This window comes from Patiriisocius sp. Uisw_017 (assembly GCF_047731265.1).
Lineage (GTDB): Bacteria > Bacteroidota > Bacteroidia > Flavobacteriales > Flavobacteriaceae > Patiriisocius.
This window is the reverse complement of the sequence record NZ_CP159835.1, coordinates 1,538,559-1,558,070: the sequence shown is the minus strand read 5'-3', so window position 1 is coordinate 1,558,070 and position 19,512 is coordinate 1,538,559. Positions and strand designations below refer to the sequence as shown.

General features: G+C 36.4%; 13 protein-coding genes and 1 tRNA gene. 7 read left to right on the top strand and 7 right to left on the bottom strand.

Going from position 1 to position 19,512, the window contains the following annotated elements:
• Positions 1-28 precede the first annotated feature (28 nt).
• Positions 29-2,956, bottom strand: a complete 2,928-nt coding sequence (locus ABXT67_RS07000) for a GH92 family glycosyl hydrolase (protein ID WP_415376554.1) — start codon at positions 2,954-2,956, stop codon at positions 29-31.
• 245 nt (positions 2,957-3,201) lie between these two features.
• Between ABXT67_RS07000 and ABXT67_RS06995 the strand changes: the two genes are divergently transcribed.
• Positions 3,202-4,428, top strand: coding sequence for a metallophosphoesterase (locus ABXT67_RS06995; protein ID WP_415376553.1), 1,227 nt, complete (start codon positions 3,202-3,204; stop codon positions 4,426-4,428).
• Positions 4,429-4,492: 64 nt separating this feature from the next.
• A complete protein-coding gene (locus tag ABXT67_RS06990; protein WP_415376552.1) occupies positions 4,493-4,792 on the top strand; it encodes a thioredoxin family protein in 300 nt (99 codons plus the stop codon).
• Between the two features lie 25 nt (positions 4,793-4,817).
• Here ABXT67_RS06990 and ABXT67_RS06985 read toward each other — a convergent pair whose 3' ends face one another.
• The gene (locus ABXT67_RS06985) at positions 4,818-5,519 is read right to left on the bottom strand and encodes a polysaccharide deacetylase family protein (protein WP_415376551.1); all 702 of its coding nucleotides are present in this window, start codon (positions 5,517-5,519) and stop codon (positions 4,818-4,820) included.
• 14 nt (positions 5,520-5,533) lie between these two features.
• Positions 5,534-8,860, bottom strand: coding sequence for a protein O-mannosyl-transferase family (locus tag ABXT67_RS06980; protein ID WP_415376550.1), 3,327 nt, complete (start codon positions 8,858-8,860; stop codon positions 5,534-5,536).
• Between the two features lie 222 nt (positions 8,861-9,082).
• Here ABXT67_RS06980 and ABXT67_RS06975 point away from each other — a divergent pair.
• A tRNA-Gln gene (locus ABXT67_RS06975) sits at positions 9,083-9,153 on the top strand.
• Between the two features lie 630 nt (positions 9,154-9,783).
• Here ABXT67_RS06975 and ABXT67_RS06970 read toward each other — a convergent pair.
• Both ABXT67_RS06970 and ABXT67_RS06965 read right to left on the bottom strand, forming a co-directional pair.
• Positions 9,784-9,951 carry a hypothetical protein gene (locus tag ABXT67_RS06970; RefSeq protein WP_415376549.1) on the bottom strand — a complete coding sequence of 56 codons (168 nt, stop codon included), beginning with the start codon at positions 9,949-9,951 and terminating at the stop codon, positions 9,784-9,786.
• Between the two features lie 58 nt (positions 9,952-10,009).
• Positions 10,010-10,837, bottom strand: a complete 828-nt coding sequence (locus ABXT67_RS06965) for a universal stress protein (protein WP_415376548.1) — start codon at positions 10,835-10,837, stop codon at positions 10,010-10,012.
• Between the two features lie 215 nt (positions 10,838-11,052).
• Between ABXT67_RS06965 and rimP the strand changes: the two genes are divergently transcribed.
• From rimP to infB, 3 genes are all read left to right on the top strand, one after another.
• The gene (gene rimP / locus ABXT67_RS06960; RefSeq protein ID WP_415376953.1) at positions 11,053-11,517 is read left to right on the top strand and encodes a ribosome assembly cofactor RimP; all 465 of its coding nucleotides are present in this window, start codon (positions 11,053-11,055) and stop codon (positions 11,515-11,517) included.
• A 6-nt stretch (positions 11,518-11,523) separates the two neighbouring features.
• Positions 11,524-12,756 carry a transcription termination factor NusA gene (nusA, locus tag ABXT67_RS06955; RefSeq protein ID WP_415376547.1) on the top strand — a complete coding sequence of 411 codons (1,233 nt, stop codon included), beginning with the start codon at positions 11,524-11,526 and terminating at the stop codon, positions 12,754-12,756.
• Between the two features lie 65 nt (positions 12,757-12,821).
• Positions 12,822-15,677 (top strand): translation initiation factor IF-2, encoded by a 2,856-nt coding sequence (infB, locus tag ABXT67_RS06950; protein WP_415376546.1) that lies wholly within the window; start codon positions 12,822-12,824, stop codon positions 15,675-15,677.
• Positions 15,678-16,114: 437 nt separating this feature from the next.
• Here infB and ABXT67_RS06945 read toward each other — a convergent pair whose 3' ends face one another.
• On the bottom strand, positions 16,115-16,372 hold the full coding sequence (locus ABXT67_RS06945; RefSeq protein WP_415376545.1) for a hypothetical protein: 258 nt from the start codon (positions 16,370-16,372) through the stop codon (positions 16,115-16,117).
• 92 nt (positions 16,373-16,464) lie between these two features.
• On the opposite strand from ABXT67_RS06945, the gene ABXT67_RS06940 reads away from it, so the two are divergent.
• A complete protein-coding gene (locus ABXT67_RS06940) occupies positions 16,465-16,650 on the top strand; it encodes a hypothetical protein (protein WP_415376544.1) in 186 nt (61 codons plus the stop codon).
• 89 nt (positions 16,651-16,739) lie between these two features.
• Here ABXT67_RS06940 and cphA read toward each other — a convergent pair whose 3' ends face one another.
• Entirely contained in the window at positions 16,740-19,385 is a 2,646-nt protein-coding gene (cphA, locus tag ABXT67_RS06935) for a cyanophycin synthetase (protein ID WP_415376543.1), read from the bottom strand.
• Positions 19,386-19,512: the final 127 nt, after the last annotated feature.

Genomic DNA, 19,512 nt, shown 5'->3' with positions numbered 1-19,512 from the left:
TAAACCCCTTCGGAGATAGGGGGATTCATTATTCAATAGAAATTTCATCTACAAAAATCCACGCATCACCATCAGGTGCTCCTAAATGCCAAGGAGGTAATTTTCCATAAGTTTCAGCTACTATTTTTATATATTGAATATTCCGTTTATTGATTACAAAAGACATTGTTTTTAGACCTGGTTCGTCATTATTAATTCCTGCATCGATCTCTCGTGTTCTTGATAGTCTAAATTTTTTATCTGCTCCCGCAACATAGACTTTTACGTTTTTAGGAAAAAAAATCCAACTGCCTTGATCCTCTAGAAAATTAACTGAGATAGTTCTCACAAGACTTGGTTTACTCCTATCTATGGTAGCAATTACATCTTTGCCCCAATAGCCCTGCCAAGCACCAGTCCTAAAATCTTTACTCCCACGAATACCGTCTATTAGTGCATTTTTACCACTAGCGCTGTAGGCATTATCATATTTGGTTTCTAGGGTTAGACTGAGGTTTTTATCAGTTTTATAAAATTGGGTGGTCAACACTTTACTTTTTTGATCCCCGCGTTGAGAATAGGTTTTCAGCGTTGTTGCTTCGGAGATTTTAAAAGGTCTTTCATATTTTTTAAATTCTGAATCGTTTAAACTCACAAAAATTGCCGCCTCTTTTTCTGAAGTCATTACGTTGATTTCAGTCGTTTCCTTGAATGCAATGTCCCCTTTTGAAATAAATGGGGGTAGCAATATCATATTTTCAGTTATTTCGGTCACAGGAATTTCTGAATCTTTTGTACCCCATTTACTAGGCTGATGAGTCATTTCAAAAAGCAATGTTCCGCCATTCATTATTTCGTCGTGTTTAATAAACGTGCGATTTAATTTATTTCCGTTTAACGAAACCGATTTGATATAAAAATTCTTTTCAGAAACGTTTTTTGCTTCCACAGTAAAACTTTTACCGCTTTCTAAATTAATCGTGGCTTTTTCAAACAAAGGTGATCCAATGATATAATTATTGCTTCCTGGAGTTACAGGGTAAAACCCTAAAGAACTAAAGACATACCAAGCGCTCATCTGCCCGCAGTCCTCATTACCACTTATTCCGTCTGGTTTATTTTGATATAACGTAGTTAGTATTTGACGTATGAGTTTTTGTGTTTTAGCGGGTTCATTTATGAAGTTATATAAATATGCCATATGATGGCTGGGTTCATTACCGTGGGCATATTGACCAATTAAACCGGTAATATCTGCTTGATTACGACCTGATGTTTCTTGCTTCGCTGCAAAGAGATTGTCTAAATGTTTTTTCAATTTTTCTTTACCTCCCATAAGCCTCATTAAGCCAGAAATATCCTGCGGAACATACACACTGTATTGCCAAGCATTTGCCTCGGTATAATTAAAGTTCACCTCGTACGGATCAAAAGGGCCGAACCAAGTGTTGTTAAATCTACCCTGCATAAAGCCCGTTTTAGGATTAAAAAGATTCTTGTAAAACTGAGCTCTCTCTGAAAATAATGTATGGTCTTCAGTTTTATTCATTGCTTTTGCCATTTGTGCTATCGTCCAGTCATCGTAAGCATATTCTAATGTTTTGGAAACACTTTCGCTTTCTTCTTCAACCGGAATAAAACCAGTTTCCTTATATGCTTTCAACCCTAGTTTATCTTGCATTGCGCTATGCTTAATAGCTTGAAATGCTTTTTCAGTATCATAGCCTCTGATCCCTTTTAAATAAGCGTCTGCAATTACAGAAACTCCGTGATATCCAATCATACAACCGGTATAATTTCCACTTAGATCCCAGATAGGAATGATACCGCCTTCCTCATATTTTGCAAGCATAGTTTTAATAAAATCATTGGTGCGGTCTTGCTCTATAATGGTGTACAAAGGATGTGCCGCACGATAGGTATCCCAAAGAGAAAAAACCGTGTAGTAGTCAAAATCTTTCGCTTCATGTATTTTTAAATCCATCCCTCGATACCGCCCATCCACATCTTGATATAGATTTGGAGCAATCATGGTATGGTATAATGACGTATAGAAATTGTATAGAGTTTCTTTATTAGAATCTTCTACCAAAATTTTTCCTAATTGATGCTCCCAAGCCAACGTGGCTTGGTTTCTCAAAGCATTAAAAGACTTATCCCCAATCTCAATTTCGCGATTATTTTTTGCTCCGACCTCATCTACCGCAGAGATCCCTACTGAAATATAAACAGGTTCGTTGTTAGGATTGATAAATTGCAAAGCCACTTTTCTTCCACCAGCCATTCCTTGAACTGGAGGAGACTGTAACCTATCGTTAAAAGGATGAGAAGTTTTAATATGGAAGTACACCCGTTGGTCTGAAGCCCACGCTTCACTAAATCGATATCCTTGAATTTCGGTGTTTGAGATAATTTCTATGCTGGCATCCAACACTTTGTCTCGATGCAGTAAATCAATAATCGCAATTTGATTTTCAGCTGAAGGAAATTGGTATTTCTGCATTCCAGCTCTTTCAGTAACTGTTAATTCCACATCAATATTAGTGTCGTCTAAATGAACTTTATAATATCCTGGGGAAGCTTTTTCAGTAGTATGAGAAAATTTAGAACTATAACCTTCGGTTCCATCTGCTCCATTATTAAATATAATTTTATTGGTGGGCATTAGCAGGATATCGCCGTAGTCGCTAACGCCAGTTCCACTTAGATGGGTATGAGAAAAACCATATATAACAGTATCGCTATAATGATAGCCACTACAACCATCCCAGCCATCTAAACGCGTATCAGGACTTAATTGTACCATCCCAAAGGGCAAGGTTGCACCAGGATAGGTATGCCCATGACCTCCTGTACCTATAAATGTGTTTACATAGGACGTTAAAGGTGTATTGTTATTTAACGCAGCACCTTTTGTATTAGGTGTGTCGCATTGCAGCAAAATGGATGCTATTGCAAATAAAAAAAGGTTTCGCATTGGTTAGATTGAATAACAGATTTTTAAAGATACTAAAAGGTTTCAAATCCAAAGTTTAGATACTCTTTATTTAGCCTAAATTCAATGGGAAACACTCCGAACAAACTCCTCCCGTCCTACAACGGGACAAGCCCTCGAGGGTAGGTGAAAAATATTATTACTTATTCAAAATCAAAATTCGGTTTTAAATTTCTAAGGCGACCTTTTAGAATTGAATTATCTTTAAGCCATAAAAAATCCTATCTATGTTGCGTTGGCTCATTCCTATTGTTATTTATCTTTTAGTAGACGTCTATGCTTTTCAAGCAGTTAGAACTGTCACTAAAAACCCGATAATTTATAGTTTCTATTTCTTAAGCTCTCTCCTTATTTTGGGATTGGTCATCTATACACTATACACCGGCACAGCAAGGACCTCTCCAACTGCTATGTATTATTTTGGGGCCTTTTTGATGCTTTTTGTCCCCAAGCTTTTTATACTTGTAATTGTTATGTTTGGCGAGGATATCGTGCGCTTATTTGTTGGACTTTTTTCAGCTATTGGTGGCGGAGACGAAGGTTTTTACCTGCCCTCACGAAGAAAATTTGTGAGTACAATCGCTTTGAGCGTTGCTGCGGTCCCATTTGCTGGTTTGCTTTACGGAATGATTAAAGGAAAATACAACTACAAAGTATTAAAACACATACTCGAATTTGAAGATTTACCCGAGGCTTTTGATGGCTACACACTCACACAAATAAGCGATGTACACAGCGGAAGTTTTGACAATGCCGAAAAAGTAAAATACGCGGTAGATCTTGTGAACAACCAAGAAAGTGACCTCATCCTTTTTACAGGTGATTTAGTAAATAATCTGGCTTCAGAAATGAACGATTGGAAAGAGGTCTTTGGAAGTTTTAGGGCGAAAGACGGGGTGTTTTCAGTCTTAGGAAATCACGATTATGGAGATTATGTTTCTTGGAATTCTAATGCCGAAAAAGAAGCCAACCTAGACACATTGAAAAACACTCAAAAGCAAATGGGGTGGCAACTCCTCCTTAATGAAAATCGAACATTTGAAAGAGATGGCCAAACCATAAAATTAATTGGCGTAGAAAACTGGGGTGCAGGTGGTTTTAAAAAAGCTGGTGATTTAGAGAAGGCATGCGAAAACCTTACAAAAGAAGACTTTAAAATATTAATGAGCCACGATCCTTCGCATTGGCAAAGCCAAGTGAAGGAAGATCCTAAGAATATTCAATTAACCTTGAGTGGCCATACGCACGGAATGCAGTTTGGCATCGAAATCCCTGGATGGTTTAAATGGAGTCCTGTAAAATACCGTTATGAAAATTGGGCTGGAGTCTATGAAGAATTTGGAAGGTATATAAATGTAAATCGTGGTTTTGGCTTTTTAGGCTACCCAGGAAGAATTGGAATCTGGCCAGAAATCACTGTTATAACCCTAAAGAAAAAGGTGGTTTCTAGCTAATGCACTATATTACATTCAAAGTGTTATATTTGTATTAGAATATCACAAATTAAATAGACGTGTTATGTCAAAGTTTGGAGAATTAATTGAAACCAACGTCCCCGTTCTTTTGGATTTTTATACTGAAAAGGATGAAGCCAGCGAAATGATGCACCCAGTTTTACGCGATGTAGCTGCGGCATTAGGCGATAAAGCTCGTGTCATAAAAATTGATGTTGAAAAAAACGAAGAACTCGCTGAAGCATTAAGAGTAAAGGGTCTTCCTACTTTAATGATTTATAAGAGTGGTGAAATGAAATGGCGCCAAAGTGGCGAGCAAGATGCTAATACACTTATTGGGTTGGTAAAAGAATATGTGGGGTGATACATTAAATCCCAAAATCAATGTTTTACGAAATAAGGTGCTCATTCATTCCTGTTGGAATTGAAACACATTGCCAATTATTCATTTTGATATATTCCAAAATTTTCGGCAACACAAATTTTAAATTTTCTGCAGCTTTTAAGCTATCGTGGAAAACAACAATACTTCCAGGTTTTAAATTATTTAATACATTAAGAAGGCATTTTTCTTTAGAAATTGTAGTCTTGTAATCTTTACTTAAAATACTCCACATAACTATTTTATAGTCTTTTTCTAAAACTATTCTAGCCTGTTTAGAGGTCATTTTACCATACGGCGGACGGAAGATATTGTTGATTTTAGATTGCTGATTGCTAATTGTTGATTGCTCTTTTAAATTCTCATCCTGATGGCTATTGGGACTGAATACTGCATTACATTTCTCTATATTTTCTATATATACTTGAGTTGAAGTTTTCCAACCATTGAGGTGATTATAGGTATGGTTGCCTACGGCGTGGCCTTCTTTTAAAATCTGAGAATAGATTTCGGGATATTTTTTTATATTCTCCCCAATACAGAAAAAAGTTGCTTTTGCCTTGTATCGCTTTAAATGCGAAAGCACCCAAGGAGTAACTTCGGGTATTGGACCATCATCAAAAGTAAGGTATACTTTATTTTCGGTTTCAGGAAAGGACCACAGTCGCTTTGCATATATTTTTTGAATGATGCTTGGGACTATGACCACTGTTTTCTAATTTGCTACTGGTTTGGCTCTTCTATTGCGTCGCTTTCTGGTGCAACTTCTTGAATTAATTGCAATAACGTAGAATCTAAAGGGATGCCCATGTCAAATTCACGGTCAGGTTCATTTTTTAGATCAATACCTTCATCAGGAGCATATAAATAAGGGAATAACTTAATGTATCCATTAAATGTAGCCGCCTCTTTTTCAGCCATTTCCTTGCTGTCTTTTTCTACAATGATGTTTACAATGTTTCGGTAACGCTCCATATCTGTATAGATTTCTCTTCTTAAATCTATTTGATCTTTGGTTTTCATACTGCTAAAATAGAGCAACTTCTCTTGATAAATAATAGTCAACTGCTCGTAGATCTCTCTCCCTTTTTCAGGCTTACTTATTTCATAATACCCTAAAATATAAGAGTCTAAAAGTGAGTAGAATTCAAATTTATCTACTGGCATCTTCTCCATAGCTAAATCTAAGATGTTTTCAGCTTTATCTAATTTATCTTCGTTGATTAGGGCTTCAGCCAATCGTGCTAAATTGCTGCGATAGGTTAATCCATTGCGGCGTGTTTCGATATCGTGGTAGATGTCCGGATCACCACTATTACCCCAATCCCATTTTTGAACAATATCATAGGTCAAATCTGCATCTACGCGTCCCATATCAAATGGATTGTCTTTGTCTTGTTTTGTTTTAATAGGCACCAATTTATAAACAACGCCATCCATCTGAAGATAATCTTTCATCCATAAATAATCATCATCACCAAAACTTCCACCACTAAAATAGATAGGACGTTTCCAATCATTATTAGCAATTATATCCAACATCAACAATCTATTTTTATAAATAATATCATCCCCTATCGTCATATCAATATACGGCACAATTTTATCAGCGTCTTTTTGTTGTACAACGCCATTTGCTAGAACAGCAGCTTTATCCACAGTAATTCGAACTGTTTTTGACGGAAATGTATTTACTGTTTGCCCACTTCTAGGTATCGTAAACTTAGTGACTTCACTATCATTTGCAATCCAATTCATCCACGTTTTGATATCTACTGTATCTTTTTTTGTGGGATTGTAGATCACATAGTCGTTCGTTCCATATTTATACTTATCGTGTGATAATTGAGACGGAATTGGATCGCTTTCAAACGCTTTCTTTTTCATATCATCAATATACCAGTCTGTCGCAAAAAGCGCTGTATTAATGACGCGTACATCTCTTCGATATCCTTCAATATTTTGCAAGTACCAGAGCGCGAACGTGTCGTTATCTCCAATGGTAAAGATGATTCCATTTTTCTCAATACTGTCTAAGTACATTCTTGCCATAGACTGCGCTGTATAACGGTTTGATCTATCGTGGTCGTCCCAGTTTTGTGAGGCTAGCAAAACAGGACCGGCTAAGGTTGTTATTGCCAATACAACTGGCAGTGCCAGGCTGGGTTTTATATATCCTTTAACAATATCATAGAGTGCGTAGACCCCATAACCAATCCACATGGCAAAAACATAAAATGAACCTACCAATGCATAGTCACGTTCCCGCGGCTCGAAGGGTCTTTCATTTAAATATACTTTTAAGGCCAATCCTGTAAAAAGGAAAAAGACCAACAACACCCAAAAACTTTTCTTATCATATTTTGCGTGAAATAGCACTCCTAAGATCCCTATTAATAAGGGAAGGAAAAAATACGTATTCCTTCCTTTGTTAAGGAGCGCATCGCTGGGTAAATTTTCCTGTGGACCCGTTAAAAATTGATCTACAAAGGGGATCCCACTAATCCAGTTACCATGCAAGTTGTCATACCTACCTTGAACATCATCTTGTTTTCCTGTAAAATTCCACATAAAATAACGCCAATACATATATCCAAACTGATACTCAAACATGAATTTCATATTGGTAATAAATGATGGTTTTTCGATAATCAAATAATCACCAAATTGTTTCAAAAATTTGTGGTAATCTTCACTATCCACAAGTCCTTCATTATAGGCTTGCTTAAATTTACTAACCTCATCAATTAATAATTTTTCTCTACTATATTCTGGTCTAATTGTAAACTCAAGCGGCCCTGTTAATTCAATATAATTAGCGCTGTGTTCAATACTCCACATTCTAGGAAGTAACGATTTATGGGCATCGTCAAAATTTTGTTTTGCATTTTTTACATCATTTACAATGACGTATTTTTTTGTTTTTAGATCCTTTTCATACTTTGGTTTATCGTCTAGAAAAGGCTTGTTTTCATCGAGACCTGAATAATCTTCACTAAACTGTGGACCGTAAAACAAATGTGTCTCTGGGTATTGTTCTCTATTATAATAGGCAAGTAATTCACGTGCGTTGTTAGGGTTATTTTCGTTTATAACCGTACCTGCATTTGCCCTAACTGGTAACATAAACCAACTGGAAAACCCTATAAATATAAAAAGTATACAAAGCAAAATGGTATTAAACTGAATATAGCTTTGCTTTCTGGTATACTTTAAACCGAAGTAGAATACCCCAATAAAAACGAACAATGCGATGATTGTTCCAGAGTTAAACGGAAGACTCATCGTATTCACGAAGAAAATTTCCGAAGCACTAAAAAAGCGCAATGTCATTGGCAGCAGCAGCTTAAAAATAAATAACAAAATTGCCACGGTTACAAGATTTGCAATGATGAAGTTTTTTATAGTGACTGTTTTGTAATTTTTAAAGAAATATAAAAACCCGATAGCTGGAATAGTCAATAAGCCCATAAAGTGAACTCCAAAAGAGAGTCCTACTAAAAATGCGATTATAATTACCCAACGATCACCGCGTGGTGTATTCATTTCTCGTTCCCAACGCAGTGCACTATAAAACAGCACACTCATTATAAAGGCTGCCATAGCATATACCTCTGCCTCTACCGCACTGTACCAAAAACTATCTGTAAACCCAAAAGCTAATGAGGCAACTGCCGCACTTCCTAAAATAGCGACTTGATTATTTTGAGTGAGTTCGTCATTCTTTTTCACAATATTGGTTAATAAAATTGTGAGCGACCAAAACATAAAGAGTACCGTAAATGCACTTGCAAATACACTCATTAAGTTAATGGTCAAGGCAATATTGGTAGGATCCATTGCGAAAATCGAGAAAAACGCCCCCATTAATTGGTACAATGGCGCTCCAGGTGGATGACCCACTTCGAGATTACTCGCAGTGGTTATATATTCTCCAGCATCCCAAAAGCTGGCGGTAGGCTCTACTGTTAACCAATAGGTTAGCAATGCAATTGCGAAGACAAACCAGCCCAATATTTTATTCCATTTTGTAAAGGAAAATGACCCCATAGATGCGTGTTTTTTTTGTAGTGGCGAATTTACTAATATTTAATGTACTGTAAAGTCTAAATGAAGCTAACGTGCGGTATGGTCACATATTTTACTGAAAAATAAATTTTATGCTATTTTTTAAACAAAATAATTTGTGGGGGTTACAATTTGTACTAAATTTGCATCCTCTTAGATAAAAATGATTGTTTAAGAAATTTTCGTTAATTATAATACGAATTTTGTCCTATGGTGTAATGGTAACACATCGGTTTTTGGTACCGTCGTTCTAGGTTCGAGTCCTAGTAGGACAACAATATAAGCTCGTAAGCTCAATGCTTACGAGTTTTTTTGTGCTTTCTTCCAAACCATTTCCCAACGAATGAAAAAGACTGAGGCCCTTAAATGCAGTATCTAGCAACAAATTTTCACCCACCACAAACCTTGGAAATCTACTTTTTTCTATTACTTTTACCTTAAAGCCTTTATTGTGAATGTATGACGAAGCAACAGCTCAAGATGGTCCCGCTCCAATTATCAATATTTAAACAGTTTCATCTCTCCTCATTGAATCTGCTTGCATTTATTATTTTACATTTACGACCTAAAGTTTAAAGATCTAAACACAATAAAAATGAAATAACCATCAAGGTAAGAAAAATCTATAGCTAACTATTATCAAGCTAATTTCTCAATACTATCCTCCAATAATAACCTTGTATATATAGATCCATTATTCTTGTCAATATTAACAACACGCAGTGCATTGCAGGTTCTTCAATTTTTTAATAACCAATTAAGGTCTTAATCAAATTCATCTACAAATGAGGGAGCCAAAGTACTTCCATAAACTTTAGACTTACTTATTCAAGGAGATTAGTTCTCCTGAAAAGAACTATTTGTAATCTCTTTCTTGGTAGCTATTCTTTCAAATTTTAGCAAAATTATTTTAAATCGCCATTGCAATTTCCAATGATCTCCCCTTTTGAAATAATAATTTTAATCACTTTAGATTCAGGAACTACTGTCTTAATCATAGTCGTTATAACCTTTGATTCTTCTAAAAACACATTCCTATTCTGTTTGGTAATTGTACCGTAGAATAATCCCATAAAGAACACTAAAAGAAAAACATATCTGAAGTTAGAGGACACTAATAATAAGTGTTTTCTAATTTTGCATCCTAAATGTAATTACTGGCATATTGGCATGATTAACTAGATCTTCACTAATACTTCCATTAAAGAAATGTGCGAGTCCTTTTCTCCCGTGTGTGCTCATACCGACCAATTGCGCATTTTTCATTTTTGCAAAATGTAAAATTCCTTTTTCAACACTAAAAGCATTATGAATGTTTAGTGTGGAATTTTCAGCACCTATTCCTCGAACAAAGTTTTCCATAAGTTCATTTGCATCCTCAGTAGTTTTAAACCCTGCTGGAGTATTTACGTATAGCAAATGCATTTTGGCGCCCACTACCTTAGCAAATTTTTGAGCCTCGCGCAAACTCCATCGGCTTTCTTCGCTAAAATCGGTTGCAAACACAAAATCATTTATTTCTAATTGGCTGTGATCATTTTTGATGACAAGTACCGGTACCTTTGCGGTTCTTACTACTTTTTCAGTATTACTACCTATAAATAATTCTTTAAAACCACTTGCGCCATGTGATCCCATAACAATAAGATCAATTTTCTTAGCATCAACGGCCTCATTAATATCATTATATATCTCTGCATGTCCTATGGCTTCATGAACATCAATTGGCCCTAAATATTCTTTTTCAAGAAGTTCCTCAAAATTTCTTTCAGCCAGTTTTATAAAATAAATTGACTCTGTCATAGCGCTCGCATTTTGTACTCCTCTAATCTGCGATGGCATATCCAAAGAGTGTAATAAATAGATTTCACAATCGTGTTTTGTTGCAATTTCAGCAGCAACTTTCAGTGCATTTTCTGCTTGTGTCGAAAAATCTGTGGGTACAAGAATACGTTTCATAAGTTTTGTTTAGTATAAGATTGTTTGTCAATTAGATAATTTGTAATTCATCAAAAATTGATTTGTAGACGAATAATTAATCAATAATCAAGTTACAAAAATTTAGACAGTTATACTTCTTTTTTTTAAAACCAAATAATATAGTATATTTGCAGCGAATTTGTGACGAAGAAAAGAGGGGACATAGCGTCCCCTCTTTTCATAACTATAAAGGAATGCGAGAAAAAGTAACACAACTTGTGAATGATGCGTTGACAGAACATCCTGATTTATTTTTAATAGATCTTGTGATTTCAGCAGACAATAAGATTGCAGTGGTATTAGACGGAGATCATGGTATTACGGTTGAAGACTGTATTAAAATGAGCCGTGCTGTTGAGCACAACCTAGATAGAGAGGAAGAAGATTTTAGTCTCGAAGTAATGAGTGCAGGGGTTTCTGAGCCATTAACACTTCCTCGACAGTTCAAAAAAAATGTAGGTAGAACTTTGAACGTGACCACAGATAAAGGGGAAACAATTGAAGGCAAAATAACCCAAACTACCAACGAAGCAGTAACGCTAGAGTGGAAATCAAGAGAACCAAAACCAGTAGGCAAAGGTAAAGTGACTGTCCAAAAAAAAGTAGTGCTGCCCTATAAAGAAATTATTAAAGCAAAAGTTATGGTAACATTTAATTAAAATGATATGGAAAATTTAGCGTTAATTGATTCATTTTCAGAATTTAAGGACGATAAACAAATTGATAGAGTAACGTTAATGGCGATACTTGAGGATGTTTTTAGAAATGCCCTTAAAAAGAAATACGGAAGCGACGACAACTTTGATATTATTGTAAACCCAGACAAAGGAGATTTAGAAATTTGGAGAAACCGTGTGGTAGTTGCAGATGATGAAGTAGAAGATCCTAACGAGGAAATATCATTGACTGAAGCCCGAAAAATTGAAGACGATTTTGAAGTTGGTGAAGATGTATCTGAAGAAGTAAAACTAATAGACTTAGGTAGACGTAGTATTTTAGCATTGCGCCAAAACCTAATTTCAAAAATACACGAGCACGATAACACCATTATCTATAAGCAATTTAAAGACTTAGAAGGTGAAATTTATACGGCGGAAGTGCACCACATTCGTCACCGTGCAGTAATTTTGTTAGACGACGAGGGAAACGAAATTATATTGCCGAAAGACAAACAAATTCCTTCAGATTTCTTTAGAAAAGGCGATAACGTTCGTGGAATTATTGAAAGTGTTGAGCTTAAAGGAAATAAGCCTTCAATCATAATGTCTCGTGCAAATCCAGTCTTTTTAGAGAAGCTCTTTGAACAAGAAATTCCAGAAGTTTATGATGGTCTAATTACGGTTAAAAAAGTAGTTCGTATTCCTGGAGAGAAGGCAAAAGTTGCCGTAGACAGTTATGACGATCGCATTGACCCAGTTGGTGCTTGTGTAGGTATGAAGGGATCTCGTATCCACGGTATCGTTCGCGAGTTAGGAAATGAAAATATTGATGTAATTAATTATACAACGAACATCAATTTATTCATAACACGAGCATTGAGCCCGGCGCGGGTAACTTCAGTTAAATTAAATGAAGAAACAAAACGTGCTGAAGTCATTTTACGACCTGAAGAAGTAAGCAAAGCAATAGGTCGTGGAGGACACAATATCAGACTCGCAGGTCAATTAACAGGATACGAAATTGACGTGTTAAGAGAAGGTGCTGAAGAAGATGTAGAGTTAACTGAATTTAGTGATGAAATTGAAGGATGGATTATTGACGAATTCAAAAAAATAGGACTAGACACTGCAAAAAGTGTGTTAGACTATGATTTAAAAGACTTGGTTTCTAGGACAGATTTAGAAGAAGAAACCATTCAGGAAGTAATTAGTATTTTAAAGGAAGAGTTTGAAGAATAATTAAGCATCATCGCTTAGTTGAACTTGCTCTTATATTATAGTTAAAAGAACAGAGAAGCATATTTATGGCTGAAGTAAAATCGATACGACTTAACAAAGTACTCAAGGAGTTCAATATCTCACTTGATCGTGCCGTGGAATTTTTAAAATCCAACGGTGTGGAAATTGAGGCACGCCCTACGACCAAAATTTCGAATACCGAATACGAACGCCTTTCTGAGGAGTTTGCTAAGGACAAAGAAAAGAAGGTAGAGTCAAAAGAAGTAGGTGAAGAAAAGCGCAAAGAAAAAGAAGAACTCTTTAAAGAAAGAGAGGAAGAGGAACAGCGCAAGGCGGAAGCTGCTGAAGCTAGATCCAAAGTAATTGAAGCTAAAGCAACCCTAAAAGGCACAAAGCAAGTTGGCAAAATTGATCTTGACGCTAAAGGTAATGTAAAACCTAAAGTAGAAGAATCTGTTCCTAAAGTCGAAGAAATTCCTGCTCCCGTAACTGTTAAAGAGGAAGCTAAAATACCTGTTGTTAAAGAAGTAGAGATCGTTGCACCCGTTAAAAAAGCAGAAAAAGCAGAAAAAACGGAAACCACTAAAAAGGTTGAAAAGGTTGTAAAGGTTGAAAAAATTGAGAAGGTCGAAAAAATTGCCAAGAACGAAGCTCCTAAAAAAGAGATTCCTAAAGTAGTTGAACCCGTTGCAGAAAAAGTTGAAAAAGAAACGCCTAAAAATGTTACTAATGAAGCTTCTACCCCTGTAGCTGAGGAAGCAAGAGAAGGATCTGATAGGGTTGAAACTAAATACAAGAAACTAAACGGACCAAATTTTACAGGTCAAAAAATTGATCTTACTCAATTTAAAAAACCTGAAAAGAAAAAAACAGAAAAGCCTGAAAAGAAAAGTCGTCGTCGTCGCATAAGTAAGGATGTTCCTGGAAATACAAGTCGAGGAAGCAATACCAATACCCGTAACGATAGAGGAAGAGGGAAACCTGTAGTAAGAACAAATACACCTAAAGAGGAGCCTAGTGAGGCAGACGTACAAAAACAAGTACGCGAAACTTTAGAAAAACTTCAAGGAAAGTCTTCTAAAGGAAAAGGTGCAAAATATAGAAGAGAAAAACGTGATACACACCGTCAAAAAACGGAAGTAGAATTAGCGCAGCAAGAATTAGAGAGTAAATTGCTAAAAGTAACAGAGTTTGTTACCGCTAGTGAGGTTGCAACAATGATGGATGTTCCTGTAACAAAAATTATTTCAGCGTGTATGTCGCTTGGAATGATGGTAACTATGAACCAGCGTTTAGATGCAGAAACAATATCTATTGTTGCTGAAGAATTTGGTTATGAAGTAGAGTTTATTACTGCAGATATAGAGGAAGCTATTCAAGAATATGACGATGCTCCAGAAGATCTTGTAGCCCGTGCTCCAATCGTAACAGTGATGGGTCACGTAGATCACGGAAAAACATCATTATTGGATTACATTCGTGAAGAAAATGTAATTGCTGGTGAAAGCGGTGGAATTACGCAACACATTGGTGCCTATGGCGTTCAACTAGAAGGCGGACAAAAAATCGCATTCTTAGATACTCCAGGTCACGAGGCATTTACTGCGATGCGTGCACGTGGTGCTCAAGTTACAGATATAGCAATTATTGTTGTTGCGGCAGATGATGATATTATGCCACAAACTAAAGAGGCAATCTCTCACGCACAGGCTGCGGGAGTGCCTATCATATTTGCAATTAATAAGATTGATAAGCCTGATGCTAATCCAGAAAAAATCAAAGAAAAGTTAGCTGCAATGAACTTACTTGTAGAAGACTGGGGTGGAAAAATCCAATCTCACGATATTTCTGCAAAAATGGGAACTGGAGTTAAAGAGTTATTAGAAAAAGTATTACTAGAAGCAGAATTGTTAGAGCTTAAGGCCAATCCGAATAAACTAGCAAACGGAACTGTTGTCGAAGCGTTCTTAGACAAAGGACGTGGATATGTTTCTACAATTTTAGTGGAAGGTGGAACATTAAAAGTGGGAGATTATGTGCTCGCAGGACAGCATAGTGGTAAGGTAAAAGCAATGCAGGATGAGCGTGGTAAAAAAGTGAAAGAAGCTGGACCTTCTACCCCAGTTTCTATATTAGGTTTGACAGGAGCACCACAAGCAGGTGACAAGTTTAACGTTTTTGAAGATGAACGTGAAGCAAAAGATATTGCAAGCCGACGTACACAATTACAAAGAGAGCAGTCTGTTAGAACACAACGCCATATCACATTAGATGAAATTGGACGTCGTATTGCACTTGGAGACTTTAAAGAATTAAACATTATCTTAAAAGGTGATGTGGATGGTTCAGTAGAAGCATTAACCGATAGTTTCCAAAAACTTTCTACGGAAGAAATTCAAGTAAACATTATTCATAAAGCGGTAGGACCAATCACAGAAAGTGACGTATTATTAGCTTCAGCATCTGATGCAATTATTATTGGATTTAATGTTCGCCCAATGGGGAATGCTCGCCAAATTGCAGATAAAGAAGAAATAGACATCCGTACCTACAGTATTATTTATGCAGCCATCAATGACTTGAAGGATGCTATGGAAGGTATGCTTTCTCCAGAAATGAAGGAAGAAATCACTGGTACTGCTGAGATTAGAGAGACGTTCAAAATTTCTAAAGTTGGAACTATTGCAGGTTGCATGGTATTAACCGGTAAGATTATCAAAAATGCTGGAATACGCTTAATCCGAGAAGGCGTCGTAGTGTATACTGGAGAATTAGATAGCTTAAAACGTTTCAAAGATGACGCTAAAGAAGTTGCCAAAGGATATGATTGTGGTATGCAGGTTAAAAACTACAACGACATTTATGAAAGAGATATTATTGAATGTTTCCAAGAGGTAGCAGTTAAGAAAAAATTAAAATAATTTTACTTAAGTCTATAACAAATAGTATTGCCCCGGTTCAAAAAATGAATCGGGGTTTTTTCATGCAAAATTTGATTTAGTCAAAAAAAACATTAACTTTTTGTTGAAGTAAGCCTACATTAAGTCCTCCAGAATAACCAGTACCGTTGTTATTTTAAGTAATCAGCAACTCTTTTAATTAAAGAACAATTCTTTAATTTCATCACTCTTCAGGATATATATTATAAAAAAACGCTGTCCAGACAACTAAAATTCAGGCGGAATCCGCGGATATACTTTTAGCGTATTAAACCAAAATAAATAGAGGATAGTAAAAAAGTGAATTATATAATTGGTTATTTTTAACATAACAAAAGTCACAAAAACACAGTGTTTTTAAAATCTAAATAATGAATGGAAAACCGCAGCTTTTTCTATTAAAAACTAGTGTGGTACATTTAATAAGCTAAACCAAATGCTATAAAAAAGCTTTCTAAAGAAAGTAGACAGCACTTAAAATACGCTATGGGATTACAAACAATGACTGGCACTACGGGAGCAAGTAATGCTGGATTTGGGTATCGCGCTTTATAGGCAAATAACGCCGGAACTCCTAATGCAACTTCTGGACTCGAATCTTTAACCGCAAGTGTTGCCGGCAATGACAACAGCGCCTTGAGATACAGCGCTGGTTTTATTAGTACAGGTAGCAGCACTACTTTTTTAGGTTCTGGAGCTGGAAATGATGCTCTGGAAGAGAATAACTTTTCATCAACAATACGGCTGCTGACGAAGATAGTGCCTTGCTTTGTGGAGAATTTGGCACCAATGTACCACCACAGGAAATCGATCAAGAACCAATGGCGAGCTTCAAATAGGAAATTCAAGTTCGACTGCTGGAGAAAATACATTTTCTGCCGCATTTGTATTTGATGAAAGTGACGTACTTACATCTGCAGACGGAAATTTTTACGAATATCTAAATGATAAATAAAAGTAGTTCTCAAGACATCCAAATCCTTGAGAATAAAAAAGACCGCATCAACTGGGTCACGGTCTTTTTCTATGGATTACTTTTTTGATTTATTGTTCCGCAAAAATCTTCTCCCCACTATCTTCTTGTGCCTTAAATTTTTGAACCAATGCTAATGCGTCTGGGACTACGTCACTACACAATATAATAAGCGAATCTTTTTTAGCATTATTTACAGCATGCGTGATGGCTTCTTTTTCACTTGGAATAATTGTTATTTTGATCGTTGAGTTTGTCTTTTTAATTCCGTCATTTAACATTTTTATCAATTCTTCTTCGGTTTTACCGCGTAAACGTTTGTCTTGACGAATAATAATTTCATCTGCCATTTCAGCAGCAATACTCCCTATCATATTATTATCTTCTTCCCTGCGGTCTCCAATCCCTGCAATGATACACACTTTATAACTTGCCTCTAAATTATCTGAAAAACCTTTCAATGCTCTCATTCCTGCCGCATTATGGGCATAATCTAATAATATGCTAAAATTTTGAAACTTGAAAAGATTTAGTCTCCCTGGGGTTTGAGCAGCCGAAGGTATAAAGGTTTCAAGTCCTGCTTTAATATCTTCATTGCTAATTCCCTGTACATTTGCTGCTAAAATGGCTGCTAACACATTTTGTATCATAAATTTAGCCTTCCCACCATAGGTCAACGGAATTTGTGCTGCTTTCATTAATCGCATTTTCCATTCGCCTCGACAAATGGTTACATAGCCATTTTCATAGACTGCTGTAATACCGTTTAAACGCTGCAACGCTTTAATTCTTGGATTGTTTTCATCCATAGAAAATAAGGCTACACTGCACTCTACGGTGCGGCGCATTTCATAAACCAAATCATCATCAGCATTTAAAATTGTATATCCATCTGGTAAAACCGTTTCAGGAATTACACCTTTAACTTTTGCCAATTGTTCAACAGTATGGATTCCTTTTAGACCTAAATGATCTGCCGCCACGTTGGTAACAATACCAATATCGCACTTTTTAAATCCAAGCCCAGCCCGCAATAAACCTCCACGAGCACACTCTAAAACAGCAAGATTTACAGTTGGATCTTTAAGAACAAACTCAGCACTTGAAGGCCCGGTACAATCCCCTTTCATTAACAGTCTATTTTGAATATATACGCCATCACTGGTGGTATACCCCACTCTGTACCCATTCATTTTTGCAATATGTGCAATTAGGCGTGAGGTTGTGGTTTTTCCATTAGTACCCGTAATCGCAATTATAGGAATACGTCCTGTATCTCCTTTTCTTGGAAAGAGTTTATCAATTACAGGGGCAGCAACGTTACGAGGTAATCCCGATGTTGGGGCTAAATGCATTCTAAAACCAGGTCCAGCATTGACTTCAAGGACAGCACCTCCGGTTTCAGATAACGGTTTGGTGATGTCTGTAGTCATTATATCAACCCCGCAAATATCCAAATCAATAATTTTTGAAATTCGCTCTACCATACTCACATTTGCAGGATGCACAATGTCAGTTATATCTTCAGCTGTCCCGCCTGTACTCAAGTTTGCTGTATCCTTTAAAATAAGTTTTTCGCCTTTAGAAATTATAGCATCTAAGGTATACCCTGCGTCTCTTATAATGGTTTTAGTTAAATCGTTTACTGTAATTTTAGTGAGTACATTTTCGTGACCAAAACCACGACGCGGATCCTTATTAACTTCATCTATTAACTCTTGAATGGTTGATTTCCCATCACCTATAACATGAGCAGGAGTGCGTATAGCAGCAGCTACTAGTTGGTTATTAATAACTAACAGTCTATAATCCTCACCTGTTATAAATTTTTCAACAATTATAGCACCACTCTTCGAGCTTTCTTTAGCTTGATTAAAACCTTCTAGCGCTTCGTTATAATTTTGAATGTTAACAGTAATACCCCGGCCATGATTGCCGTCTACTGGCTTTATAACTAAGGGGTACCCTACATAGTTACAGGCAGCTTCAAGGCTTCGTTCACGACGAATAATATCGCCCCGTGGCACATCAACTTCAGCCTGTTCTAATAAATATTTGGTGTCTTCTTTATCGCAAGCCAACTCCACACCAATACTACTAGTTTCGCTCGTTACCGTTGCTTGTATTCGTTTTTGATTTGCACCATACCCTAATTGACATAATGAATATTTATTAAGTCTAATCCACGGAATACCCCTACTTACAGCCTCTTCAACAATAGAACCCGTACTTGGACCAAGGCGTTGTTCTTCTCGCAATTCGCGCATTTTTTGAATGTCGTCTTCCAGTTCATAGGTTTCGCCGGCAATTAAAGCTTCACAAATTTTAACGGCTGCTTCTGCCGCATATCTGCCCGCATCTTCCTCTATGTATGAAAACACAACACTATAAACGCCCTCTTCACCATACCCACGAGTACGACCAAAGCCCGTATCCATACCTGCTAAGGTTTGAATTTCCAGAGCAATGTGCTCAATAATATGTCCCATCCAAGTACCTCCATCTACACGCATAAAAAATCCGCCTTCACAACCTTCAGAACAACGATGCGAATACATGGAAGGAAACAAAGCCTTTAGTCGCTCCGGAAAACCATCAATTTTATTTGACGGTAATTGTTCCATCTCTTCTAAATCAAGTACCATAACTATTAATTTATGGCGGCGTACAGACCAGTAATTTGGCCCTCGCATGGCGTTTATTTCACGTATCTTCATATTGGATTGGTTTATGAGTTATAGCACTTTTTTAATCTGCTTAGAAAGATAAATAGAGCACAGATTATTCTATTTAATATTGAGATTTAAAACTGAATTTATAAACTCAGATCTAAAACTCGTTTTT